The sequence below is a fragment of the Polynucleobacter arcticus genome, from assembly GCF_013307205.1.
Classification (GTDB): domain Bacteria; phylum Pseudomonadota; class Gammaproteobacteria; order Burkholderiales; family Burkholderiaceae; genus Polynucleobacter; species Polynucleobacter arcticus.
Window position 1 is genome coordinate 449,921 of the sequence record NZ_CP028940.1, and the last position, 21,126, is coordinate 471,046.

General features: G+C 48.0%; 17 protein-coding genes. 7 read left to right on the top strand and 10 right to left on the bottom strand.

Translation table 11 applies throughout. The features are described 5' to 3' along the window. Positions 1 to 33: 33 nt before the first annotated feature. Positions 34 to 2,226 (top strand): cyanophycin synthetase, encoded by a 2,193-nt coding sequence (locus DN92_RS02440; RefSeq protein WP_173959756.1) that lies wholly within the window; start codon positions 34 to 36, stop codon positions 2,224 to 2,226. Continuing rightward, on the top strand, positions 2,227 to 4,797 hold the full coding sequence (gene cphA / locus DN92_RS02445) for a cyanophycin synthetase (protein WP_173959757.1): 2,571 nt from the start codon (positions 2,227 to 2,229) through the stop codon (positions 4,795 to 4,797). 58 nt (positions 4,798 to 4,855) lie between these two features. Here the strand turns inward: cphA and DN92_RS02450 are convergent, their stop codons facing one another. From DN92_RS02450 to DN92_RS02475, 6 genes are all read right to left on the bottom strand, one after another. Beyond that, the gene (locus DN92_RS02450; protein ID WP_173959758.1) at positions 4,856 to 5,878 is read right to left on the bottom strand and encodes a class 1 fructose-bisphosphatase; all 1,023 of its coding nucleotides are present in this window, start codon (positions 5,876 to 5,878) and stop codon (positions 4,856 to 4,858) included. 63 nt (positions 5,879 to 5,941) lie between these two features. Next, the gene (gene pepN / locus DN92_RS02455; RefSeq protein WP_173959759.1) at positions 5,942 to 8,551 is read right to left on the bottom strand and encodes an aminopeptidase N; all 2,610 of its coding nucleotides are present in this window, start codon (positions 8,549 to 8,551) and stop codon (positions 5,942 to 5,944) included. Positions 8,552 to 8,586: 35 nt separating this feature from the next. After that, positions 8,587 to 9,162 (bottom strand): TMEM165/GDT1 family protein, encoded by a 576-nt coding sequence (locus tag DN92_RS02460; RefSeq protein ID WP_173959760.1) that lies wholly within the window; start codon positions 9,160 to 9,162, stop codon positions 8,587 to 8,589. Between the two features lie 91 nt (positions 9,163 to 9,253). Continuing rightward, positions 9,254 to 10,372 carry an alanine dehydrogenase gene (ald, locus tag DN92_RS02465; protein ID WP_173959761.1) on the bottom strand — a complete coding sequence of 373 codons (1,119 nt, stop codon included), beginning with the start codon at positions 10,370 to 10,372 and terminating at the stop codon, positions 9,254 to 9,256. 10 nt (positions 10,373 to 10,382) lie between these two features. After that, the gene (locus DN92_RS02470) at positions 10,383 to 11,765 is read right to left on the bottom strand and encodes an amino acid permease (protein ID WP_173959762.1); all 1,383 of its coding nucleotides are present in this window, start codon (positions 11,763 to 11,765) and stop codon (positions 10,383 to 10,385) included. A 247-nt stretch (positions 11,766 to 12,012) separates the two neighbouring features. After that, entirely contained in the window at positions 12,013 to 12,762 is a 750-nt protein-coding gene (locus DN92_RS02475; RefSeq protein WP_173959763.1) for a tRNA threonylcarbamoyladenosine dehydratase, read from the bottom strand. Positions 12,763 to 12,784: 22 nt separating this feature from the next. On the opposite strand from DN92_RS02475, the gene pdxH reads away from it, so the two are divergent. Then, positions 12,785 to 13,420, top strand: coding sequence for a pyridoxamine 5'-phosphate oxidase (gene pdxH, locus DN92_RS02480; protein WP_173959764.1), 636 nt, complete (start codon positions 12,785 to 12,787; stop codon positions 13,418 to 13,420). 29 nt (positions 13,421 to 13,449) lie between these two features. Here the strand turns inward: pdxH and msrA are convergent, their stop codons facing one another. Then, positions 13,450 to 14,022, bottom strand: coding sequence for a peptide-methionine (S)-S-oxide reductase MsrA (gene msrA / locus DN92_RS02485; RefSeq protein ID WP_173959765.1), 573 nt, complete (start codon positions 14,020 to 14,022; stop codon positions 13,450 to 13,452). Positions 14,023 to 14,073: 51 nt separating this feature from the next. Here msrA and DN92_RS02490 point away from each other — a divergent pair, with 51 nt between their 5' ends. Then, positions 14,074 to 15,477, top strand: a complete 1,404-nt coding sequence (locus DN92_RS02490) for an aldehyde dehydrogenase family protein (RefSeq protein WP_173959766.1) — start codon at positions 14,074 to 14,076, stop codon at positions 15,475 to 15,477. 119 nt (positions 15,478 to 15,596) lie between these two features. Here the strand turns inward: DN92_RS02490 and DN92_RS10680 are convergent, their stop codons facing one another. Further along, positions 15,597 to 15,731, bottom strand: coding sequence for a hypothetical protein (locus tag DN92_RS10680; protein WP_302479689.1), 135 nt, complete (start codon positions 15,729 to 15,731; stop codon positions 15,597 to 15,599). Between DN92_RS10680 and DN92_RS02495 the strand changes: the two genes are divergently transcribed. Further along, positions 15,730 to 17,268: a DEAD/DEAH box helicase gene (locus DN92_RS02495; protein ID WP_173959767.1), complete on the top strand. Its 1,539-nt coding sequence runs from the start codon at positions 15,730 to 15,732 to the stop codon at positions 17,266 to 17,268. The two genes, DN92_RS10680 and DN92_RS02495, sit on opposite strands and share 2 nt — an antisense overlap. A 2-nt stretch (positions 17,269 to 17,270) precedes the next feature. Then, complete coding sequence (locus DN92_RS02500) at positions 17,271 to 17,834, top strand: chorismate--pyruvate lyase family protein (RefSeq protein WP_173959768.1); 564 nt, start codon at positions 17,271 to 17,273, stop codon at positions 17,832 to 17,834. Positions 17,835 to 17,847: 13 nt separating this feature from the next. Here the strand turns inward: DN92_RS02500 and DN92_RS02505 are convergent, their stop codons facing one another. After that, positions 17,848 to 18,657 (bottom strand): uroporphyrinogen-III synthase, encoded by an 810-nt coding sequence (locus DN92_RS02505; RefSeq protein ID WP_173959769.1) that lies wholly within the window; start codon positions 18,655 to 18,657, stop codon positions 17,848 to 17,850. A 22-nt stretch (positions 18,658 to 18,679) separates the two neighbouring features. Beyond that, positions 18,680 to 19,660 (bottom strand): hydroxymethylbilane synthase, encoded by a 981-nt coding sequence (gene hemC, locus DN92_RS02510; protein WP_217426038.1) that lies wholly within the window; start codon positions 19,658 to 19,660, stop codon positions 18,680 to 18,682. 44 nt (positions 19,661 to 19,704) lie between these two features. On the opposite strand from hemC, the gene argH reads away from it, so the two are divergent. Beyond that, positions 19,705 to 21,123, top strand: coding sequence for an argininosuccinate lyase (argH, locus tag DN92_RS02515; RefSeq protein ID WP_173959770.1), 1,419 nt, complete (start codon positions 19,705 to 19,707; stop codon positions 21,121 to 21,123). The last annotated feature ends 3 nt before the right edge of the window (positions 21,124 to 21,126 follow it).

Consider the following 21,126-nt stretch of genomic DNA (forward strand, 5'->3'; position numbering starts at 1 on the left):
CGGCGCTGAGATTCCCCATTCCCCATTCCACATATGCCCCAATTACTAGATAAAACCATTGAAATCTTGAGCCACAGACATCTTCGTGGCCCCAATATGTGGAGCTACAACCCGGCGCTTGAGGTTTTGATTGATATTGGTGACCTAGAGGATTACCCATCTGACTTAATCCCTGGTTTCTATGATCGCATTAGCAAGTGCCTTCCTAGTCTGCATGAGCATCGTTGCAGCTACGGAGAGCCAGGCGGATTTTTAAAGCGTGTCGAAGAAGGTACCTGGCCCGGACATATTCTTGAACACCTCACCATTGAACTGCAAAACTTGGCTGGCATTGCAGGTGGCTTTGGTCGGGCGCGCGACGGTGGTCGTCGAGGCGTGTACAAGGTCATTGTGAGTGCCACCGAAGAGGCTGTTACATTGCAGGCCTTTAAGTTTGCGCGCGATCTTCTCCTCACCTTAATTAAAGATAATGGCGATGCTATTGCGCAAAGAGAACAGATTATTGAAGACCTTCGCGATTTAAGCGATGATCTCTGCCTTGGCCCTAGTACCGCATGCATCGTCAACGCTGCAAGCGCACGAGAAATTCCTTACATCAGGTTATCTAGTGGCAATTTAGTACAACTTGGTTACGGCTCTAAACAAAGACGTATTTGGACCGCAGAAACTGATCAAACCAGCGCCATTGCAGAAACTATCTCACGCGATAAAGACCTTACGAAGAGTTTGCTTGCCAGTGCTGGTGTGCCCACTCCAGAGGGTAGAACTGTTACCAGTCCGGATGACGCCTGGGAAGCTGCACAGGATATTGGCTTGCCAGTAGTTGTGAAGCCGATTGATGGTAACCATGGTCGTGGTGTATTTATTAATCTTTACACCCAACAAGAAATAGAAGCGGCATACGCAGTTGCCATTAACGAAGGTAGCGAAGTTTTAGTCGAGCGTCACATCATCGGAGACGAACATCGCTTATTGGTAGTTGGTAACAAAGTAGTAGCAGCTGCCAAAGGTGAAACTGTTTGGATTACGGGTGATGGCAAACATACCGTTCTTGAACTCATTCAGATTCAAATTAATTCCGACCCACGTCGGGGTACAACCGAAGAGTGCCCTCTCAATCCAGTCCGTATCGACTCTGCAGTTGAGTTAGAGCTTGCACGCCAGAAGCTTACTGGCTCGAGCATTCCAAGTATTGATCAAAAGGTACTCATTCAAAGTAATGGGAACGTAGCATTTGATGTAACCGATTTAGTTCACCCTGAAGTAGCACACCAGGTTGCTTTGGCTGCACGTGTAGTTGGGCTAGAAATTGCTGGTGTTGACCTTGTCGCTCAAGATATCAGCAAACCACTAGAGTCACAGAACGCTGCCATCGTTGAGGTGAACGCAGGTCCTGGCTTATTGATGCATCTCAAACCCGCCAGCGGCAAACCCCAGCCTGTGGGTGAAGAAATTGCAAATCATTTATTTCCTCCAGGCTACGATTTCAGGATTCCGATTGTTGGTATCAGCGGCAATTCCGGAAGAACCATCGTCGCTGAAATGGTTGCCCATTTTATTAGACTGACAAATGCGCATGTTGGACTCTCCACCAATGCCGGCCTTTACTTCGGTAGCCGTACCATTAAGCAAACCTCCTCTTCTCATTGGGATAATGCGCGACGCACGCTGCAAAATAGAGCCATCGAAGTTGCAGTCATTGAAAATGACAATGCCTCCCTCTTGCTAGAGGGTCTCGCATACGACCAATGTCAAGTTGGCATCGTTCTCAACGTTGATCCGCTGAAGCTTTTCCCAGAACACAACATCAGCGATGAAGATCAGTTATTTAACGTGGTTCGAACTCAGGTTGATGTCGTATTGCCTACAGGTACTAGCGTGTTAAATGCAGACGACTCCATGATTGTAAAAATGGCTGAACTCAGCAAGGGTGAAGTGATGTATTTCTCTCAAGACCCAGCTTCCCCTGTAATAGCTGCTCACCAAGAAAAAGATGGTCGCTCAATCATTGTGGGTCTTTCTGTCATTACCCTGAAGCAGGGTAAATTAGACAAATTGATTATCCCTATTCCCCCAACTGTGAGAGATTCATCTCTTGATTGGGCTCCAAACTTAAGTCTTGCAGCATCCATCGGAGCTGCTTGGGCTCTAGATATTCCGTTCAACGTTATCGAAGCTGGTGTTGAAACATTTGTTTCCAACTCCAATATTCCAGCAGGGGCTTAATTGGAAATCACCCGTATTCGCATGTTGCGCGGCCCGAATTTATGGAGCCGCCATACCGCCTTAGAGGCCATTGTTTCCTGTGATGAATCTGAGCGCTCAATCGATTCGATTCCTCAATTTGAAAACAAAATTCGTGAACGCTTTCCGCAACTCGGGAGCATGCGTCGCAGTGGCCATAATGAAATGTTGTCTTTAGCGCATGCGTTAGAGTATGCTGCGCTGGGCCTTCAATCCCAAGCAGGCTGTCCAGTGACCTTTAGTCGCACAGTGCAAACCATTGAAGTGGGCGTCTATCAAGTAGTGGTGGAATACACCGAAGAAGTTGTAGGACGAATGGCCTTTGATTTTGCATTTGCACTGATTCAAGCGACCCTGAGTGATGTGCCATTTGATCTCGCCGCTGCCCTCTCAGAACTAGAAGCGTTGTATGAAGATGTTCGTTTAGGCCCAAGTACTGGTTCAATTGTGGATGCCGCTGTTCAAAGAAATATTCCCTATCGCCGCATGACTGAAGGCAGCATGGTGCAGTTTGGTTGGGGTAGCAAACAAAAGCGTATTCAAGCAGCTGAAACCAGTGACACTAGCGCTATTGCAGAGGCCATTGCCCAAGACAAAGAACTCACCAAGAATTTATTAACTGCAGCAGGCGTATCCGTTCCCATAGGTGACGTAGTGACCACTGCGGATGATGCCTGGCGCGCAGCTCAAAAAATTGGTGGGCCGATCGTTCTCAAACCCAAAGATGGCAACCAAGGCAAGGGTGTTGTTGCCAACATTCAGACTGAAGCCGAAGTACGCGCTGGATTTATCGTTACCCAAGCCTTTGGTCGTGAAACTATTGTTGAACGCTACCTGCCTGGGGCCGACTATCGCCTGCTAGTTGTGGGTAATCGCCTTTCAGCTGCCGCACGACGCGAGCCCGCCCAAGTAGTTGGTGATGGCAAGCTCAGTATCGCCGAGCTCGTTGAACTAGAAAATAAAAATCCATTGCGTGGTGATGGCCATGCAACCGCCTTAACCAAGATTCGTTTTGATGATATTGCGCTTGCGCATTTAGCTAGTAGCGGCTTGAATCCGCAATATATTCCTAAAACGGGTGAGCGCATTCTCTTACGCAACAACGCAAACCTCAGTACTGGTGGTACAGCCACTGATGTTACAGATGATGTGCATCCTGATGTTGCTGCCAGTGCTATCGCTGCAGCACAAATGATTGGATTGGACATTGCTGGTGTTGATATCTTATGTGAGGCGATCTATCAACCCTTAGAGACTCAGGGCGGTGGCATCGTTGAGGTGAACGCAGCACCTGGCTTACGCATGCATCTCAAGCCCTCTTATGGCAAGAGTCGACCCGTTGGCGAAGATATCGTCAACATGATGTACCCCCTTGGCGAGGATGGCCGTATTCCAGTGGTAGCAGTGACGGGCACCAATGGCAAAACCACTACCGTTCGACTGATCTCCCACTTACTCAATGAGACTGGCCTACGTGTTGGTATGACCACTACGGATGGGGTCTACATCAATCACCGTCTCATCGACTCTGGCGACTGTAGCGGCCCTAAGAGCGCTCGCAATGTGCTGATGCACCCCGATGTCGATGCGGCTGTTTTAGAGACCGCTCGTGGCGGCATGCTGCGCGAAGGTCTGGGCTTTGACCGCTGTGAAGTGGCTGTCGTTACCAATATTGGCGAAGGTGATCACTTAGGCCTGAACTACATTGCCAGCGTTGAAGACTTAGCGATTCTGAAAAGGGTTGTGGTTCAAAATGTGGCGCCAACTGGTGCTGCAGTACTCAATGCCGCCGATCCAATTGTTGTCAAGATGGGCGATGTCTGTACTGGCAGAGTGATTTTCTTTGCACAAAATCAACATCACCCCGTAGTTGCAGCGCATCGCGCCAAGAATAAAAAGGTCATTTACTTTGACGGCACCTATATTGTCTGCTCCAAAGGATCACGCGTACTTTTCCGCTTTCCAGTTAGCGAGATTCCATTCACCCAAAATGGTGTTTTAGGTTTCCAAGTCGAAAATGCGATGGCTTCTATTGGCGCAGCCTGGGCTTTGGGCTTGGATGTAGACAAGATTGCACGTGGTCTTCACTCATTTGAGAGCTCCGCCAATGCTGTACCTGGACGGTTTAATCAATTCCAGCATAAAGGCGCCACTGTGATTGCGGACTATGGCCATAATCCAGATGCTATGCGCGCTTTAGCCAGCGCAATTGAAGCTATGAAGCCCAAAAAGACTCACGTAGTCATTAGTGGCGCTGGTGATCGTCGCGATGAAGACATTCGCGACCTCACACGCATCTTAGGCAATAGCTTTGATAACGTAATCCTGTATCAGGATCAATGTCAGCGTGGTCGTGAGGATGGCGAAGTCTTAAAGCTGCTGCAAGAAGGTTTAGTAGGTACAAGCAAAGCCAAGCAAGTAAAAGAAATTACTGGCGAATTCCTGGCTATTGATACTGCCCTCAATGACTTAGCTGCTGGTGATATCTGCCTTATTCTGATTGACCAAGTAGAAGAATCTTTGGTCTACCTTAAAGAGAAGGTTCAGCCTTAAGAAATACTTTAGTTAATCCCTATAAGCAAAAAGCCCAATGACTGATTGGGCTTTTTGCTTATGCTGAAGATGAATCTTGAGAATGATAATGTTGCAAACGCTCAATTTCTTCTTTAGATCCCAGCATGACCGAAACGCGCTCATGGAGTTCAGTGGGAATCAAATCCATAATTAGTTGATCACCGTTAGTCGAGGCACCACCAGCCTGCTCTACCAAGAAGCTCATGGGGTTTGCCTCATACATCAGGCGTAGCTTGCCCGGCTTGTGGGGCTCACGCTGATCCCATGGATACATAAAGATACCGCCGCGCGATAAGACGCGATGAACATCAGCAACCATCGATGCAATCCAGCGCATATTGAAATCTTTATCACGCTCGCCACTCACACCAGCTAAGCACTCATCTACATAGCGACGGACAGGTTCAGCCCAGTGACGCATATTAGACATGTTGATCGAAAACTCTTTGGTTGAGTGCGCAATCTCGACCGCATGCTTGATCAGGACGAACTCACCGCTCACTTTATTTAAGGTAAACATCACAACACCATCGCCCAGCGTTAAGGCCATAGTCGTTTGCGGACCGTACACCACATAACCTGCAGCCGCTTGATGACGCCCTGATAGTAAGAAATCAGTAGTTTGTAATGGCGCCGCAGGATCTTGTTTGTGAAGCACAGAAAAAATTGTGCCGATGGATACGTTCACATCGATATTAGATGAGCCATCGAGCGGATCAAATAGCAATAGATAGTCACCAGTGCCCTGAACGGGGAGCGGCAATTCCATTTCTTCGGAGGCCAGGCCGGCTAGAGATTGGCAACCCTGTACACCTTCAATTAAGAGATCGTTGGCGATGACATCCAGCTTTTGCTGAACTTCACCCTGTACATTACCGGTGCCCGCAGAACCTAATAAGCCAATCAAGGCGCCCTGCGCCACTTCATGACTCAAAGTTGAGCATGTATCAGCAACCGCCAATAAAAGCTCTTGTAGGCCAGCAGGAATAGTCTCACCCTTGATCTGGGTGGTTTCTAGATATTGCTTAAAATTCGTATTAAAAGTACTTGAAGCGGTCAAAAGGAGGATCTCCGTAATGGGTTTATTTCTGCATGGGGTCTATTTTGCCCTGATCTGAACCGATTAATTCCCTAAAGCCTTAGAAACCACCTCTTTGACATCAGCAGAGAGGGTTTCGCAATTATTTACCTGCTTTAGGGCTGACAGCATCTGATCTTGATAGGGCTTGGCAAACTGACGCCAACGATCTAGACCTCTAGCCAAACGAGCGGCAACTTGGGGATTGATCGGATCTAAAGCAAGGACTGATTCAGCCCAAAATGCATAGCCACTTCCATCTACTTGATGAAAGCTCGCAGGGTTATTCATGCAAAACGCATGAATCACGCTGCGTACACGGTTGGGATTATTCATCTTAAAGGCTTCGTGCTCGCGCAAACGCTTTACATCACTCAAGCTAGATTCGGCATTGGCAACTGGGGGACGACTTGATTGCAAGGCGAACCACTTATCGATTACCAAGGCATCATCGGCAAACCGGGTGTAGAAGTCCTCTAGGCAAGCAGCGGCTGATTTGGATCCATGAATAACTAAGGCGGCTAATGCAGCATATCGGTCAGTCATATTGTCGGCCTTCTGATATTGATTCACTGCCATCGGAGTCCAGATGATGGGGTCAGCATCGAGCAACATACTCAGGGCCAAGTTCTTCAAAGCACGCTTACCAGCACTTGCTGCATCAGGGTTAAATGGTCCCGGTGTTTGCATCTGCTGATATAAAGCAGCCCATTCGATGCGCAATTCAGTTGCAATGGCGTGACGGAAAGCTCGGCGAGCAGCGTAAATTTGCTGTGGATCAACGCTAGCGCACTGCTCATACAAATAAGTCTCTGCCGGCAAAGTCAGCGCCAAGTCCTTAAACGCAGGATCTAGATCAGGATCAGTCAAGAGATTGCGGTAGGCAGTAATTAATGCCGGATCAGGCAAGCGATTACCTAAGATCATTTGCATTGCCAGCTTCTGACCAGCCTCCCAACGATTAAAGGCATCGTCATCGCTAGAGAACATCACTAGTAAGTCGGCTTCACTTTGATTAAAGTCTAAATGAATCGGGGCTGAAAAATTTCGATTGATGGATAACACGGGGCGGCTTGCTAGCTCATCAAAGGTCCAAGTTTGTTGCTGCTGGGTTAACTCCAACAAGGTCTCAACCTGATCATCTGCGTCTGTTAACAGACGCATCTTCAATGGAATATGAAAGGTCTGACTATCTTTGCTCTCAGTATTGACTGAAAGGCTTTGGCTTAAGGTAATTTGATATTGTTTTTTACCTGCGTCATATGACTCTTCCACCTTGACATGAGGAGTGCCAGCTTGGCTATACCAATGCTTAAATTGAGAGAAATCACGGCTATTGGCGTCGGCCATAGCAGCTAAGAAATCATCACAAGTCACTGCTTGACCATCATGGCGCAGGAAATAGAGATCCATCCCTTTACGGAAGCCCTCTACGCCCAATAAAGTTTGATACATGCGCACAACTTCAGCGCCTTTTTCATACACGGTCACGGTATAGAAATTATTAATCTCTTGATACTCGTCCGGACGAATTGGATGAGCCATCGGACCTGCATCTTCAGGAAACTGGAGTTGACGCAAGAGTCGTACATCTTCAATGCGCTTGACTGCCCTACCAGACTCACTACCCATTTGATCGGCAGAGAATTCTTGATCACGAAATACGGTTAAACCTTCCTTGAGCGAGAGCTGAAACCAATCTCGACAAGTTACTCGATTACCTGTCCAATTATGGAAGTACTCATGGGCGACCACACTTTCAATATTAGCGAAGTCGGCATCAGTAGCCGTTTCAGGCTGAGCGAGAACATACTTCGTGTTGAAAACATTCAGCCCTTTGTTTTCCATGGCACCCATATTGAAATCACCTACCGCCACAATCATGAAGCGCTCGAGATCCAACTCAAGGCCATAACGCTTCTCATCCCAATGAATTGATGCAATCAACGAATCCATCGCATGACGCGTCTTCTTTAAATCATGCGGCTCAACCCAAATCTGCAACAACTTCTGAGCGCCACTGCTGGTAGTAATCGTTTCTTCGATACATTCCAGCTTGCCAGCAACCAAAGCAAATAAGTAAGATGGTTTTGGAAACGGATCCTCCCAAACAGCGCTATGCCAGCCATTTGATAACTTCTCATTACTAATGAGGTTACCGTTCGATAACAAAACCGGGTATTCACTCTCCCGAGCGCGCAACGTGACGCGGTAACGCGCCATGACATCGGGCCGATCAAGGAAGTAGGTAATCTTTCTAAAGCCTTCAGCTTCACACTGGGTAAAAAAGTTACCATTCGAGACGTACAAACCCATGAGTGACGTATTTTTCTCGGGCACACAGACGCAGATAATTTCAACGATAAAAGCCTGCTTACCCTCATTGGGTAATGCATGAATTGTGAGCGTTTCAGGAGTAAGCTCAAACTGACGATGGGCCTCACCATTGATACGCAGACTCACAAACTCGAGTTCATATCCTTGCAATACCAGTGGCGCACCTGACTCATGGCCAGAGCCAGGCAGAACCTCTAACCGACTCTTCACAATCGTTCTGGCAGGATCTAAGGCAATATCCAGTTCCACCTGCGTAAAGGTGTAGTTAGGAGGGCGGTATTCGAGCCTACGAAAGCTCTGTGGAAGATCAGTTTTCATAGGGACAATTTTAAGCCCCACAAGCAACTTTTACCTTAACCCCAAATGAGAGTGGCAATACCGATGGCGATGAAGGTGACGGCAGCGACAGCATGCACCCACTTAATAGGCATCCGTTGGGTAAATTTTTGCCCAATCCAAACCGCTGGAGCATTGGCTAGCATCATCCCTAAGGTAGTGCCAATAGTGACTGAAAGGACATCAGAATACTTCGCACCAAGGGCGATCGTAGCAATCTGGGTCTTATCCCCCATCTCCGCTAAGAAAAAGAGTCCAACCGTCAATAGAAATACCTGAAGGGCACGATCAGCCACTTTAGACTCTGCAGCATCATCAATGTGATCCGGAACCAAAAGCCAGAGCCCAATACCTAAAAAGCTCAATCCCAAAATCCACTTTAATAGATCTGGGCTCATAAAAGAAGTTAGCCAGTGACCCAAAAATGCAGCACAGGCATGATTTGCAATGGTGGCGATAAAAATACCGCCAATAATGGCCAAGGCTTGCTTGGGGTAGCGCGCAGCCAGCATGAGGGAAAGTAGTTGGGTTTTATCGCCCATCTCAGCTAAAGCGACTATGCCAGTAGAAAGTGCCAACGCAGATACATCCATTCCTCAAATGATAGAGGAAGATCTAGGAATCACATACTGAATGCATCAATTTAAATGGATGCATTCAGTATTGACAACTGAGATCACATGACTAAACAGCCAATAACTCTTCGGCAGACACAAAATCCACTTTCTGGGCCTTCGCCACAGGCTCAGATGTGAGATTGCCTTGATGCACACTCAAGCCATTTCGTAGATGATGGTCATGGGAGAGCGCCTTCACCATGCCTCGGTTTGCTAATGCCTCAATGAATGGATAGGTCGCATTCGTCAAAGCAAAAGTGGACGTCCGAGCAACAGCACCAGGCATATTCGCAACGCAGTAGTGCAGCACTCCGTCCACGATAAAGGTAGGATCTGCATGTGTAGTAGGTTTGGAGGTTTCAAAACAACCACCTTGATCAATTGCGACGTCCACTACTACTGCGCCCACCTTCATCTTGCGTACCATCTCTTTGGTAACGAGTTTTGGGGCTGCGGCTCCAGGCAATAGCACTGCTCCAATGACCACATCTGCTTCGCATACCTCTAGTTCAACTAAAAGTGGATCCGCATAGAAAGTTCTCACGCGATTGCCATACAACAGATCAATTTGCCTCAAGCAATCAATATTGCGATCAAAGATACAGACATCTGCACCCATACCAACCGCCATTTGCAAAGCATTTCGACCGACAACACCAGCGCCTAATATCACTACCTTTGCTGGCGCTACCCCAGGCACCCCTGCCATCAAGATACCCAATCCTCCATGCGTCTTCTCAAGATGCGAAGCGGCTGCTTGAATCGACATCCTGCCAGCGACCTCGCTCATTGGAGCTAAGAGAGGTAGAGCACCATTCACTGAGGTCACCGTCTCGTAAGCAATGCAGCTTGCACCTGAGGCTAGTAAAGCTTTAGTTTGCTGCGGATCTGGCGCTAGATGCAAGTACGTAAAGAGAATTTGATCCTCACGCAACATAGCGCATTCCTGTGCCTGCGGCTCCTTTACTTTCACTATCATCTCAGCCTTGGCAAAGACTTCAGCAGCGCTATTAATTAGAGTAGCGCCAGCCAAGCGATAGGACTCATCAGTCAAGCCGATCTGCTCCCCAGCCCCACGTTGCAGTAAAACGGAGTGACCTTGCTTGCACAAGCCCCTCACATTACCTGGGGTTAAGCCCACACGAAATTCATTATTTTTTACTTCCTGAGGTACGCCAATAATCATGTATGTCTCCTTATTTGAATTCACGACTCTGTTTTGTTTTGCGATGCAAGCCAACGATGTAGAACATGGCGAGATACACAGCTAATAAACACGGACCTAAGACCAAGGCAATCCGCGCATCCTCATGAAAGCCCATCAACACCACTACCAAGGCAATAAATGCCAATGCGAACCACGAGGAATAGGGCCACCAGGGTGTACGGTATGCCAACTCGGCAGCCTGCACTTTAGTAAGAGAGCGACGAAATTGAATTTGCGTTATTAAGATGGCAATCCACACCATCAATCCAACAAAAGTCACTGCGGCCATGATGTATTGAAATGCCTTATCTGGAACGAAGTAGTTGAGCACTACTCCAGTCATACAAACAGCTACAGTTGCCATCACTGCGCGATGTGGAACGCCATACTTTGATAGCTTGGCAAATGGAGATGGAGCATAGCCATTGACTGAGAGTGCGTACAACAGTCGCCCACCACTAAAGATGCCAGCGTTACATGACGACAGGGCCGCAGTAATCACCACAAAATTGATAATCCCAGCAGCTTCACGTAAACCGATACGTTCAAACATCACTACAAATGGACTGCCTTGTTGACCCACTTCATTCCAAGGGAAGATCGCTAGGATGACAAAAATAGCCCCCATGTAAAAAATCAAGATGCGCCATGCCAATGAATCAATTGCCATCGGAATGGTTTTGCGTGGATTCTCTGCCTCACCAGCAGATAAACCAATCATCTCAATGCCAACATAGGCAAATAAGACCATCTGCAAAGAAAGTAACATTCCACTAATGCCATTAGGGAAGAAGCCACCGTGCTGCCATAAGTTACCGAGTCCAATTGGATTCCAGTCATTGGTAAAGCCAAAGAAAATGACTGAGCCACCCAATGCGATCATGGCAACAATAGCGACTACCTTGATTAAGGAAAACCAAAACTCAAACTCACCAAATACTTTGACCGCAATGAGATTGATCAAACCCATCATCACGATAGAAGATAAGGCCCAAATCCACTGAGGCGTCTCAGGAAACCAAATGCCCATATAAATACCGACTGCAGTCACTTCGGCTATGCCGACAACGATCCAGTAGGTCCAATAACCCCAACCCACCATGTATCCCGCAAGCGGACCAACATAGGTATTGGCATAAGCTGCAAATGAGCCAGCAACCGGTTCGTGTACAGCCATCTCTCCCAAAGTACGCAGCACAATAAAGGCAACGATTCCGGCAAGCAGGTATCCCAGCAATATTGAAGGTCCTGCGATTTGGATCGCGCTTGCCGAGCCCAGAAATAATCCAACGCCGATAGTAGATCCCAAAGCCATGAGGCGAATATGCCGAACTTTGAGATGGCGCTGTAAACCTGTTTGTTCAGTCTGCAAAAGAGACCTCCTTTCGATTTGTCGTTGGCAACTCACCAACGAGGCAAAGTCTAGGGAGGACTGCGTTTCAAGACTAGGGGCTAAAAATACCCAAAGTAATTAAACAAATAAATATGACGCGTGCAAAAAGGGTTTGGCTTGATTGCTGCAAGCCTCATGAGAAATGACTAAATTTGGGATGACAACAAAATCCGTAATTTCCTACAGGGATTCCCCTGAGAAATTAATTGATTAATCTATAACTTAACTACTGCGCAGCGATCAGATTTAAAACTTCTGCAGCCGCAGCCAGACCGCAGGCTGCGGTTACCATCACAGTGGATCCGTAGCCAGAACATGCGAGACCCCCACTTGCAGCACCGGCGCGAGGTTCGTGTGAATAAATAGCGCGTATACCTATTTTTCTCTTGAGATTTCTAGAAAAACCATGGTCTTGTCTAAGTCCTTGACGAACCTTTGCCAACAAAGCATCTTGCTCGGTACGAGAGAGGTCATCGCAACGTACAGAGGTGGGGTCTGATTTTCCGCCTGCTGCACCGCACATCACCAATGCGCGCCCATTGTTTGCTGCCCACACTGCTAAAGCAATTTTGGTTTGAACTGAATCTGTTGCATCTAAAACAATCGCATTTTCCGGAATCAAGGTGTCTAAATTTTGCGGCTCCAAAAATGCGTCGCAAGTAGTTAAGGTAATTTCAGGATTAATTTGTCGAATGCGCTCAGTCATCGCTTGCACTTTTGCTTTGCCATACTCGCCTTCAAGAGCATGAAGCTGACGATTGGTATTACTTTCAGAAATATGATCAAAATCGATGAGGACGAGATGTCCAATGGCTGTTCGCGCTAGGGCCTCAGCAGCCCATGAGCCTACTCCACCCAATCCAGCCACCACGACAGTGGCATGACGAAAGCGTTCACGCAACTCTGGGCCGTACAGACGTGCAACGCCCCCAAAACGACGATCATCCAAACTGCCTTCTATCTTGTCTTCTGCCATAGCTTCTCTTTATACTGAATAAATGGACCCTATCGCCCAACTCCGCAAAAACTATACCTTCGGCCAGCTTTCAGAGACTGAGGTTTCACCCAATCCATTGAACTTATTTCAGGTTTGGTTTGATCAGGCAGTCAAAGCGGAATGCCCAGAACCCAATTCCATGACTTTAGCCACGGCCGACAAAGCTGGAAATCCATCAGCTCGTATTGTCTTACTAAAAGGCGCTGATGAAGCTGGCTTTACCTTTTTTACGAATTACGAAAGTCAAAAAGGTAAAGAATTAGCTATTCGCCCGCAAGCTGCCTTGCTATTTCATTGGCATGAACTGGAACGACAGATCCGCATCAAGGGGATGGTTGAACGAGTGAGCGCAGCTGAGAGTGATCAATACTTTCACTCGCGCCCAGCCGCCTCCAGAATTGGAGCCTGGGCCTCACCACAAAGCGCTGAGATCCCAAATCGAGAGTTTCTTGAGGAGGCCGAGAAGGCCTTCGCATCTGACTTTGGTGATCAACCCCCAAGACCAGAGCACTGGGGTGGATACCGCCTCCGTCCTACCGAGATTGAATTTTGGCAAGGTAGGCCATCACGCCTGCATGATCGTATTCACTATCAACTCGAAGGCAATCATTGGCGCATTGCCCGCCTAGCCCCATAAAAACCCAAGGCACATTGAGTGGTATTGCTCTAGCGAAACTCTGGAGCAATCAAAGATTGAAACTTTGCCCTGAATTTCGCCAATTTTGGAGCAACGACCGCCATACAGTAGCCCTGCCCTGGATGCTGACGAAAGTAATCTTGGTGGTAGTCCTCAGCTGGATAAATGACAGGCGCTGAATCAATTTGCGTTACAACAGGCTTGGAATAAATCTTTGCCTCTTCTAGCTCTTTTACTACCGCATGCGCTATTGCACTCTGACTCTCGCTATGGGTAAAGATCACTGAGCGATATTGCGTGCCGTGATCGTGACCCTGGTAGTTCAAGGTTGTCGGATCATGAATCACGAAAAAGATTTCCAATAAATCCCGAAAAGACACAACCTGGGGATCAAAATAGACATCTACAATTTCCGCATGGCCTGTAGCGCCCGAGCAAATCGACTCATAGTCCGGATTGAGTGTTGCTCCTCCCGCATAGCCGGATACTACTGCACTTACCCCGGTAATTTGCTGATAAACAGCCTCTAGGCACCAGAAACAGCCTCCACCCAAAGTGGCGCGCTCTAGGGATGGGTGGTTTTTTTGAATAGTTTCGATCATGGCTTTATCCTAATGCCTTATTCAATCGTTTGCTTGCCCCATATAAACCCCATGTCTATAAATCGCTTTACGCTCCAATTAGAAGAAATCAAAGCCGCATACGCTGCAGAACCCAACCCTAGCTTAGAGGTTCGCCTAGAACGAATCGGACGTATCGAGCACATGATTGCTGCTAATGAAGACAAAATCTGCAAAGTCTTAGCTGCGGACTTTGGCACCCGCCACTCGATGGAAAGCCGGCTATTAGAGTTTCAGATGATTTATCAGGCCTGCAAACATATTCGCAAGAACCTCAAAGAATGGATGAAGCCCCAGCTAGTCCCGACTCCAGGATTTCTAGGTTCTTCTCATGCTTGGACTGAGATGCAATCTAAGGGTGTTGTGGGCATCATGAGCCCCTGGAACTACCCAGTTCAGCTAGCGCTCGTACCAGCCATTACAGCCCTTGCTGCAGGCAATCGCGTCTGGCTAAAACCTTCCGAAAGAAGCTCCCGCACTTCTGGATTTTTGGCAACATTGATCCAGGAGTATTTTCACCCTAGTGAATTTTGCGTCAGTATTGGTGGTGCAGAGCTTGCAGAATCTTTTGCGGCACTGCCTTTTGATCATCTATTTTTTACAGGCTCAGTAGATATTGGGAAAAAGATCATGCGTGCGGCTGCAGATCACCTTACTCCGATAACCTTAGAGTTAGGTGGTAAGTCCCCAGCAATTATCGACCCCTCAGCCAAAATGAAAGATGCTGCGGCCAGCATTATTTACGGCAAGCTTGTGAATGGTGGCCAAACCTGCATTGCTCCCGACTATGCAGTAATCCACGCAAGCGATTGCGATGAGTTTGTGCAAGCCCTACAAAGTGCAGCCCAACAACAATTTGCCAATCCCGAAGAATTGACTGGTGCAATTGATGAACATCAACTGATGCGTTGGCATCAACTAGTTCACGACGCAGTCAATCGTGGAGCGCAAGCGGTTCCCCTGATTGCTGCGAGCGCCAATACACCACTCCCCTTCACTCCCGTTGCACTCCTCAATGTTTCTGAGGATGCACTCATCATGCAAGAAGAGGTCTTCGGCCCTATTCTTCCGATCGTCGCAATCAATGATGTTTCCTCGATCATCCGCTATATCAATGATCGTCCAGTGCCACTGGCGCTGTATTGGTTTGGCAAGAACAAAGAAGTGATGAAGCGTATTCTGAATGAAACACGTTCCGGTGGTGTGACAGTGAATGACACATTGCTACATGCTGGAATCGAAGATTTACCGTTTGGTGGTGCTGGAGCTAGCGGAATGGGTGCCTACCACGGCAAAGCAGGCTTTGAAACATTTAGTCATCGCAAATCCATCCTAGAAGTGCGAGGATTCTTTGGGCTCAACCTATTACGCGGCACCAAGTTAGCAAGACCGCCTTATGGCAAAGGTGTTGAACGCTTATTGCGTTGGCTACGCTAATCGCATTAGTTACAATTAATTCGGGAAAACCCTTGTAATCCTGATATTAAAATGCCATAATAAGAAGCTTTTTTAAGCAATTTGATTCATCGCCCCCCAGCTATATTTCAGCGTATCGTTTAGAAGTCATAAACACCGAAGTTACAAAACGCGCTGCCGCCTGTCTGATGGTCGATGCCTTTGACCATCACACTCAATAAAAAACAGAGAGTGTATACACGGAGCCATCCCTTCAAGGGGATGTGTAATAGCATGACTTTTTCTAAAGAAACTAATCACGAGTCCACAGACTCAAAACCGACTGGAACTGAGTTTCAGTCTTTCGCCCTCGCGGCCTCACTCCTTAAAAACGTTGCTGAACTGGGTTATACCCAAGCTACTGAAGTGCAAGCTCAGGTTATTCCTGCAGCTCTCGCTGGTGGTGACTTATTGGTCAGCAGCCAAACTGGTAGCGGTAAAACCGCAGCCTTTTTATTACCTTTAATTAATCAACTGATTGAAGACAACCCAAACAGCTCACCTGTACCTGGTCGCGCACAACCTAAAGTGTTAGTGCTCTGCCCAACTCGTGAATTAGCTCAGCAGGTTGCCGCAGATGCAGTGAACTTAGTTCGCGGCATGAAAGGTATCCGAATTGCAACCGTCATGGGTGGCATGCCTTACGGCAAGCAAATTCAAGCATTGAAAGGTGCATTGTTAGTTGTTGCAACTCCTGGCCGTTTACTCGACTTAACCGACAGCAAAGCAATTCGCTTAGATGACGTAAAGCAACTCGTGATCGATGAAGCTGATCGCATGCTGGACATGGGATTTGCGGATGATCTCGAGGCGATCGATAAGCGTTGTGCTGCTCGTACTCAAACCTTGATGTTCTCAGCCACGTTTGCACCAAAGATTATGTCTCTGGCCAACGAATTAACTACTAACGCTAAGCGTATTGAGCTAGCTCATGCCGGTGAAAAGCACGCAAACATCGAACAGAAGTTGCATTGGGCTGACAGCATGTCACACAAGCATAAATTGCTCGAGCACATTTTGGCTGATGCCTCTTTGGATCAAGCAGTGGTATTTGCTAGCACTCAAATTGAAAGCGAAAAAATTGCTGACACATTGCGTGCCAATGGTTACGAAGCTAGCGCCCTACACGGTGCAATGCCTCAGGCTGTGCGTATGCGTCGTCTCGAGTCTCTACGCAAAGGTCATACCAAGATTTTGGTAGCGACTGATGTGGCCGCTCGCGGTATCGATGTACCCCGTATCAGCCACGTGATTAACTTTGGCTTACCAATGAAGCCAGAAGACTATACGCACCGTATCGGTCGTACTGGTCGCGCGGGTCGCAATGGTGTTGCTATCACTTTGGTTGAACATCGTGATCGCGCCAAGATTCGCAATATCGAACGCTTCACACAGCAAGATATCGTTGCCTCAGTCATTGCAGGTCTTGAGCCACAAGCCAAGCCTAGCTTTGGTGGTGGTGGCGGTGGTGGCAATCGCTCAGGCGGTGGTCGTTCTGGCGGTGGTTTCGGTGGTGGCGGTCGTTCTGGCGGTGGCGGCAGCGGTGGCAATCGCTCAGGCAATCATTTCGAATCCCGCTCTAGCGATTCACGCCCATCCGGTGATTCACGTCCTGCTGCTGGCGCCAATCGTTTTGCTGATTCACGCCCTGCACGCTCTGCAGACTCGCGCCCAACTGGTGGTAGTCGCTCTGGTGACTCACGTCCATCCGCTGGTCCACGTTTTGCTAAACCCAAAACTGGCGGTCAACGTAGAAGCTTTAGCGGCAACTAAGAATGGTTCACCGTCGTCGCCTCCGTTCTGCATGGAATCGAGTCGATTCCGGTGAGCTCCATCAAGCGCCACGTCAGTGGCAGCCTTGGCTTAGCGACACGGGCTCTTTAACCCAAAAAATTGAATGTGCAATTGGACAAAAACTAGAAGTACTAGTGTTGCGAGATTGCCGGCAAAACCTGAATAGCGACGAAAGTCGCTATTTTCATTTCAAAATCTCCCGTTGCCGAATCCGAGAAGTATTACTTTGTACTAATGGTGTTCCACTAGTCATGGCACGAAGCATCATTCCCACCACCAGCTCAAGCGGCAGTAATCAGGAGATTCTGCGCTTAGGTAAAAGACCATTGGGGGCTGCGTTGTTTGCAAAAACCCGGATGCGCTCAAAAAAGAAGTCGCCTCGAGAAATCGCCCGTTTAGATAAACAAAGTACCTTATGGAAAACCTGTTTTCAGCAGTATGCTGATTTACCGTCGGTTAGTTGGGCAAGACGAACGCTATACCGACTTAAAGGGCGCCCACTCTTAGTGAGTGAAGTATTTCTACCCGCGCTACTGCACTACTAAACTACTCAAGAGATTAAATAGCGATCCAAGCTTGTGATGCTGCAATCAAAGCATCATCACCAGGCTCGCAAATAAGTACTTCGCCAAACCCTACCTGCTCGGCAGCATCTGCAATATTGCGATGTGGACAAATCGCCGTAGCGAGGTCTAGAGGCAATTGCGCTTGCCCCAAATACCGTACCGCTTCAGACGAGGTCAACAGCCAAAGTGATTGCGCAAAATCGATCTCATGAATTTGATTCCAGGCCGGGCTACTGAGATCCAAGGGCACGCGCGCATATACTGAAATGGCTTCGACTCGCGCCCCTGCATTACTCAGGGTTTCAGCCAGCCAATCACGTCCACCCTCGCCTTTAAAAATCAGAACTTTTTTAGAGGGCCAATCCCAGTGCAGTGTCTGCATTTTGCTCCACAAACCCTCAGAATCCCAGCTGGTATTGTCTCGAGGAAAAATGACTTCTGTCGGCGTACTTTCGATACCGATGCCATGATTTTTTAAGGCAGACATACTACTGCCACCCATCACCCCAATCGGTATTGGGCTTTCCGATAGATCTTGCCATGACTGCTCCAGTAAACGCATCGTGCATTCAATGGCATTCGGGCTTACGAAAATTGCTAGGTCCACAGACTGAAGGGCTTGAGTGATTTGATGAACTAAACCACCATCATCCTTCGGTACGATAGTTAGCAAGGGTAAAGAAATAATCGTAGGTGAGCATTCTGCTTCAATACCGGTCTTAAGTAAGCTCGCTTGCAGCGCCTCTGATAACTGCCGAGCCTGTCCGCTGGGGCGAGTAATAACAATGGTCTTGGTGCTCATTGGTAAATGGCCTTACTAATGATTATTTAGGCAAACCATGAGGTAATAGACTGGCAGCGCCCTGGGCAATTAAATCTTGCGCTACAGAAAAGCCCAAGGCTTCTGCGTCCTCAAGACTCTTCACCGAACCTTCGGCACTAGCTAAGCAACTCGATGTGCCATCTACACTGGCAACAAAAGATCGGATGTGCATCTGATCTTGATTCCAAGTGGCATAAGCAGCCAATGGCACTTCACAAGAACCTCCAAGCTGGCGTGAGACCATACGCTCAGCGGAGACTGCATACAAGGTTGGCAAGTCATTGAGGGGCGCAAGCCAAGCTTTGATATTCGGATGCTGACTCAGGGTTTCAATACCTAATGCGCCTTGCCCAGCAGCTGGGGTGTAAGGATCAATCGGTAATAAAGCACGAATACGACTTTCCAGACCGAGGCGCTTTAATCCTGCAGCGGCCAAAATAATGGCATGGTACTCACCACGATCTAGCTTACCCATGCGGGTATCTAGATTGCCCCTCAAGGGCTGAATTTCTAGATGCGGGAACTTGGACCTCAAAACGGATTCACGGCGCAGACTAGAAGTGCCCACTACCGCGCCTTTAGGTAGATCCTCTAAGCTGGCGTAGTCGTTCGATACGAATGCATCATGCGCATCCTCCCGCGCCATGACGCAAGACAAGTCAAAGCCTTCAGGCATGACCATCGGAACATCTTTTAGGGAATGTACTGCCAAATCTGCCCGGCCATCTTCAAGAGCCGTTTCAAGCTCTTTCACAAATAAACCCTTTCCACCGACCTTAGAGAGTGCCTTATCGAGTATTTGGTCTCCCCGGGTAGTCATACCCAAGATTTGTACGTCGCATTGGGGATAGAGCTTTTTAAGGCAATCCCGGACGTGTTCAGCCTGCCACATGGCAAGCCGGCTCTCGCGGGAGGCGATTACCAGACGCTTAGGGGCAGTGGAGATGGTACTTATAGAGCTAGAAATGGGAGTTTGGGACATAACAATTTAAAATAATCAAAGACCTACACCAATATACTGCGTTTATGAGCTCATCAAATAATTCCCTCGCCAACAAAGCCCAAGCTTGGTCGGCCCGTTTTACCGAACCCGTCGACGAACTAGTTCAGCGTTATACCGCCTCCATTGGCTTTGATCAACGCTTTGCCTTAGTAGATATTGCCGGATCTTTAGCCCACGCTGAAATGCTAGCTACCCAAAAGATTATTAGCGCGCAAGATTTAGCAGATATTCAAAAGGGTATGGCTCAGATCAAGAGTGAAATCGAAGCTGGTGAATTTCATTGGCAACTCGCTTTAGAAGACGTTCATCTGAACATTGAGGCTCGCCTCACCGAATTGGTTGGCGACGCTGGTAAGCGTCTGCATACTGGTCGCTCACGTAACGACCAAGTAGCAACAGATCTGCGTCTGTGGTTGCGTGATAGTGTTGATCAAATTGCGGGCACCCTAAAGACCTTGCGCATTGCCTTGCTAGATCTTGCGGAGACACACGCTGCCACGATCATGCCTGGCCATACTCACCTACAAGTTGCCCAGCCAATCACTTTTGGTCATCACTTGATGGCTTATTACGAAATGTTTAGCCGTGATGCTAGTCGCTTAGCTGATTTACGTACTCGCTTTAATCGCCTGCCATTAGGTGCGGCTGCTTTAGCTGGAACCACCTACCCAATCGATCGCGAGCAAGTCGCTAAGGCCCTCGGTTTTGACGGGATCTGCAACAACTCACTTGATGCCGTATCTGATCGTGACTTTGCAATTGAGTTCTGCGCCTTTGCATCTATTTTGATGATGCATGTTTCACGACTCTCTGAAGAATTGGTACTGTGGCTGAGTCCACGCTTTGGCTTTATTGATTTGCCAGATCGCTTTTGCACTGGTAGTTCGATCATGCCGCAGAAAAAGAACCCCGATGTACCGGAATTAGCGCGCGGTAAAACAGGTCGCGTATACGGTGATTTGATCTCTCTATTGACATTGATGAAGAGTCAGCCACTGGCCTACAACAAAGATAACCAAGAAGACAAGGAGCCTTTGTTTGATGCGGTCGATACCGTGCAAGATACTTTACGCATCTTCGCTGATATGGTTCCACACATACAGGTTAAGGCAGATGTGATGAAAGCAGCTGCTGAAGAAGGCTTTGCAACTGCTACTGATCTTGCTGATTACTTGGTTAAAAAAGGTTTAGCATTCCGTGACGCTCATGAAGCAGTAGCCCATGCGGTAAAGGCCTGTGTTGGTCGTAATTGCATGTTGACTGATCTCAGCCTTTCTGAATTGCGCTTTGCTTGCGGCTTGGATAATCGTCCTGAACTCATGGGCGACGATGTGTTTGCTCTATTGACTGTAGATGGGTCCGTTAATTCACGTCAGCATGCTGGCGGCACCGCCCCAGTCCAAGTACTCGCTGCCATCAAACGGGGTCGCGCAGATCTTTAAACG

What these genes read in the sequence shown, in the direction of transcription:
- hemC (WP_217426038.1), bottom strand. Translation starts at nt 19,660, where the DNA reads ATGTCCCAAACTCCCATTTCTAGCTCTATAAGTACCATCTCCACTGCC.
- argH (WP_173959770.1), top strand. Translation starts at nt 19,705, where the DNA reads ATGAGCTCATCAAATAATTCCCTCGCCAACAAAGCCCAAGCTTGGTCG.
- pepN (WP_173959759.1), bottom strand. Translation starts at nt 8,551, where the DNA reads ATGAAAACTGATCTTCCACAGAGCTTTCGTAGGCTCGAATACCGCCCT.
- ald (WP_173959761.1), bottom strand. Translation starts at nt 10,372, where the DNA reads ATGATTATTGGCGTACCTCAGGAAGTAAAAAATAATGAATTTCGTGTG.
- DN92_RS02500 (WP_173959768.1), top strand. Translation starts at nt 17,271, where the DNA reads ATGGTTCACCGTCGTCGCCTCCGTTCTGCATGGAATCGAGTCGATTCC.
- pdxH (WP_173959764.1), top strand. Translation starts at nt 12,785, where the DNA reads ATGGACCCTATCGCCCAACTCCGCAAAAACTATACCTTCGGCCAGCTT.
- DN92_RS02460 (WP_173959760.1), bottom strand. Translation starts at nt 9,162, where the DNA reads ATGGATGTATCTGCGTTGGCACTTTCTACTGGCATAGTCGCTTTAGCT.
- DN92_RS02475 (WP_173959763.1), bottom strand. Translation starts at nt 12,762, where the DNA reads ATGGCAGAAGACAAGATAGAAGGCAGTTTGGATGATCGTCGTTTTGGG.
- msrA (WP_173959765.1), bottom strand. Translation starts at nt 14,022, where the DNA reads ATGATCGAAACTATTCAAAAAAACCACCCATCCCTAGAGCGCGCCACT.
- DN92_RS02495 (WP_173959767.1), top strand. Translation starts at nt 15,730, where the DNA reads ATGACTTTTTCTAAAGAAACTAATCACGAGTCCACAGACTCAAAACCG.
- DN92_RS10680 (WP_302479689.1), bottom strand. Translation starts at nt 15,731, where the DNA reads ATGCTATTACACATCCCCTTGAAGGGATGGCTCCGTGTATACACTCTC.
- DN92_RS02505 (WP_173959769.1), bottom strand. Translation starts at nt 18,657, where the DNA reads ATGAGCACCAAGACCATTGTTATTACTCGCCCCAGCGGACAGGCTCGG.
- DN92_RS02440 (WP_173959756.1), top strand. Translation starts at nt 34, where the DNA reads ATGCCCCAATTACTAGATAAAACCATTGAAATCTTGAGCCACAGACAT.
- DN92_RS02490 (WP_173959766.1), top strand. Translation starts at nt 14,074, where the DNA reads ATGTCTATAAATCGCTTTACGCTCCAATTAGAAGAAATCAAAGCCGCA.